At 53.0% G+C, this 3,469-nt stretch carries 3 protein-coding genes; all 3 read left to right on the top strand.

Annotated elements, in window-relative coordinates; translation table 11 throughout:
* Window positions 1–342, top strand: a 342-nt coding sequence (locus tag VE954_RS24685; protein WP_324957841.1) for a sensor histidine kinase, incomplete at its 5' end; no start/stop codon positions are given.
* 4 nt (window positions 343–346) lie between these two features.
* Entirely contained in the window at window positions 347–724 is a 378-nt protein-coding gene (locus VE954_RS44400) for a response regulator (protein ID WP_414699029.1), read from the top strand.
* A gap of 517 nt (window positions 725–1,241) precedes the next feature.
* Window positions 1,242–2,453 (top strand): alpha/beta hydrolase, encoded by a 1,212-nt coding sequence (locus VE954_RS24680; RefSeq protein ID WP_324957839.1) that lies wholly within the window; start codon window positions 1,242–1,244, stop codon window positions 2,451–2,453.
* Window positions 2,454–3,469 lie beyond the last annotated feature (1,016 nt).

Genomic DNA, 3,469 nt, shown 5'->3' with positions numbered 1-3,469 from the left:
CAGATCACGGCGAGACGAGTGAACTCACACATGGAAATTGCCGTTTCTGACACAGGTTCTGGTATCTCCGAAGACTTTCTGCCCTTTGTGTTCGATCGTTTTCGCCAGGCAGACTCCTCACACACCAGGAGGCATGGGGGGCTTGGACTCGGACTTTCCATTGTAAAGCAGATAACTGAGCTGCATGGCGGATCAGTCAAGGTCAATAGTCCAGGAGAAGGGCAAGGAGCAACGTTCATAATCACTTTGCCTCTGGCTCTATCCTATATTCACGCGTCCGAAATACCCACATCTTCGGATCGATCCTCGTTCAAGGAATCGGCTCGACCTGAGTGGTGCTAAAATCTTGATTGTTGACGACGAGGCGGACTCGCGCCGGGTTGCAATGCGCATCCTTGCATCATGCGGCGCTGAGGTTGCAACTGCAAACTCAGCCGATCAGGGATTTGAACTCTTCACAAGGTTTCGTCCACATGTTGTAGTCAGTGACATTGGAATGCCGGATAAGGATGGCTATAACCTGCTCTTGAGGATTCGGTCCCTCCCTCCGCAGGAAGGCGGACAGGTGCCTGCTGTTGCACTCACAGCCTTTGCCAGATCCGAGGACCGACGCAAGGCTTTACTGGCCGGATTTCAGTCCCATGTCGTGAAGCCTGCCGAGCCGGCTGAGCTGATTGCCGTAGTTGGCAGTCTACTTGGAAGGACTGGGCCGAAACCCCCTTAAAGCATTGTGCCTAACTGGGTCATCTCCAGATGCCACAAACTGGTCTGCTACCAGCCGGGATGCGGCCGCCTTCCATCATTCACGTGCAGCAACCAGCCCCGCACTGGCGACTGGCCGAGCACGAAAAGAAAGCTTCAAAGGCTCTCCCAGTACGGCGACCGGGGTCAACGAACCGACGAAAATAAATGTGGATAGGCTAGGACTGACGCCTCTACGATTAGCGGCTGTATATACTCGGCAAAATACGTATCTGAACCAAGCCGTAGAGCAGGACCAGCGTCCTGTGAGATAGCGATGTCAAAAGGATAGAAAACGTCAAACGCGAGCTAGGAAATTGGCTTAGCGCGCGTCTTCACAACATTGAGCTCTGAATGAGCCTCGTTCAGGAACGCTTCGAGGCCGAACCTTGCAGGCCAGCGTTACCAGGTATCACGGAGGACTTGGAAAGCGTTTTGCATAACGCTGAGTGGGAGCCAAATGGCTTCGAGATCAACATTCAGTATAAAGGAAGAACCCTATGCTTCCGTTTACCATTCTTTCTATTTGGCTCCTCGGCCTTATGTCTCTGGCTGTCCCCATCCTCGCCGTTTACCTATTATGGAAATGGTATGAAGCCAGTCGTGTCCTGGAATGGGTCGGCACCGAAAGGGTTTTGAATTTTGAGTGGGATGTGGGGTTGAATTTTCCTACCTTTGCGTTAATTCTTGGGAGTCTTCTGCTGCTCATGAGTGTTGCGGGCAGATTCATTATGCCCTTCCTGTTGGGGCGCCTCGCTAGGCCTGCAGATGATCCTGCTCAGAGCGCCACGGGGGCACACTCCACCCGCATGCGCGTACAGACCCCGGACGATGCACAAATCAATGTTGAAAGTTCGGGAATGCACAGCGCGCTGACGATTGTGCTCGTTCACGGTTGGGGTATGAACAGTTCTATCTGGAAGTATGCTCGCAGCAAGCTTGAAAAAGAATACAGGGTCGTGACTTTGGATCTGGCAGGCTTGGGTCATTCGAGCGAACCCGGCAATCATGACTATCGTCTTGCCAATTTAGCTTCACATCTGAATACTGTGTTGGATGCGGTTGGGGGCGAGCGGTTTTTGCTTGTAGGGCACAGTATCGGTGGGATGATCACGCAGACGTTTTTTGCTGCTTTTCCCGAATCTTTCACTCGAAAAATTGCGGGAATTGTCCTGGCGCACACGACCTACATCAATCCTGTGCATACGTGTCAGCGGCGCAAGCTGGCTGCCGCCCTGCAGAAAGCCGTCATCGAACCTCTCCTCAAGTTCACCATCGTTGTAAGTCCGTTTGTGCGGGTAATGCAAAAATTGTCTTACCAAAACGGTCTCTCGCATCTATCGAATGCGCGTAGTTCCTTTGCAGGTGGGCAAACGCGCGAGCAACTTGATACCGTTTCCAAACTGGGCACACACGGTTCTCCGAAGGTGCTTGCGCGAGGTGCACTGGCCATGTTGGAGCTTGATGTTGGCCCGGTCCTGCCGCAATTGCCTGTGCCCACTCTTGTGGTGGGCGGTGACAAAGACACGAGTACATGCCTCGATGCGAGTCAGTATATAAGCCAGCGCATACCGCGCGCTACTCTTAGGGTGCTGAAACCTGCAAAGCATATGGGCCTCATAGAGCACCACGAAGAATTTTCACAGTCAGTGCTGAGCTTTGCCCGCACGCTCAACGTGCCCCAGCAAGGAAAAACTTTAACCCTAATGTAAATACACTCCCCTAGGACTTTTTCTCCGGCAGATCCTGGGCAGTGGGGTGAGTAAACCTACCGGATCGCCCCACTGCCCTGCTTGGCGTTGACAACGATATGGCGGAAATTTCCCGAATCCTGACCGCTACCCATAAGGAGATGCGACGTTGAAAAACAGCAGAGTCATGGCAGGTCATTTGATCTGGAAATTGGCAAAGTGGGCAATGCTTTTTTTCCTTCTTGCGACAGTGGTGAGCAACTTACTGGCGTCCGCCCTTGTTTGGCCAAGTGCCGCTACGCTCGGATTATGGGTAAACAGTCCAAACATAATTCCCTTTTTGAATGACATACAAGCATTTAGCCGATGGATAGTAGTTGCAATGCTAGGGCTCGCGGTTCTTGTATGTTTTTCTGCCCGAAAGCATGCTGCAATCAAGACTACGGCTGTGCTTGGTATGGGGCTGGTCGTGCTGAGTGCCTTTTATCCTGCATGGATGTTTGCCTGGCTCGCTCCGCCTGGAGCGATTTGGTCGATGGTTTGGCACCGATCGTCAAACGAAGGTGTTCGATATGCCCAGAATTTTCGGCCTGAACTGCTTCTGGAGGTCCGCCCCGGTATGCCTGAGAAGAAGGTCTTGGAACTCCTTGGACCACCTCTGGGACAATGGGAGAGGCCGGCAAGCCGGATGAGCCGAGAGGTTCCCGTCCGGTATTAAGAAGGGCTCTGGATGAAACGCCAGGGTCTACTCACCCCCAGGTCAAAACACTAGAAATTTTTTGCAACAGAGCTAATCATGCTAGCCCAGTTTGCAACACCCTCCTTCGCTTACTTCCGGCCGATCTCAAGTTCGAGGAGTTTAGCGCATTCCATCACCGCGCCCGACGCAGACCGGCCTTTCGGCCACAAGCAGCACACATCCGCGCTGGCCTTCCAATCCGGAAGAAACCAATGCAGCCCTTTCGCTCCCTGGCAGACGATCCGTGGCACGATACTCCAGGCATCGCTTTTTGAAACGCAGGTGATCATCGCGTCGT

Origin of the sequence: Oligoflexus sp. (assembly GCF_035638955.1) — a bacterium.
Taxonomy (GTDB): domain Bacteria; phylum Bdellovibrionota_B; class Oligoflexia; order Oligoflexales; family Oligoflexaceae; genus Oligoflexus.
Note: the sequence above shows the minus strand (reverse complement) of the source record. Positions and strands in the feature narration are given on the sequence as shown.

Coding starts and splice junctions, on each gene's coding strand:
- VE954_RS24680 (WP_324957839.1), top strand. CDS start 1,242: ATGCTTCCGTTTACCATTCTTTCTATTTGGCTCCTCGGCCTTATGTCT.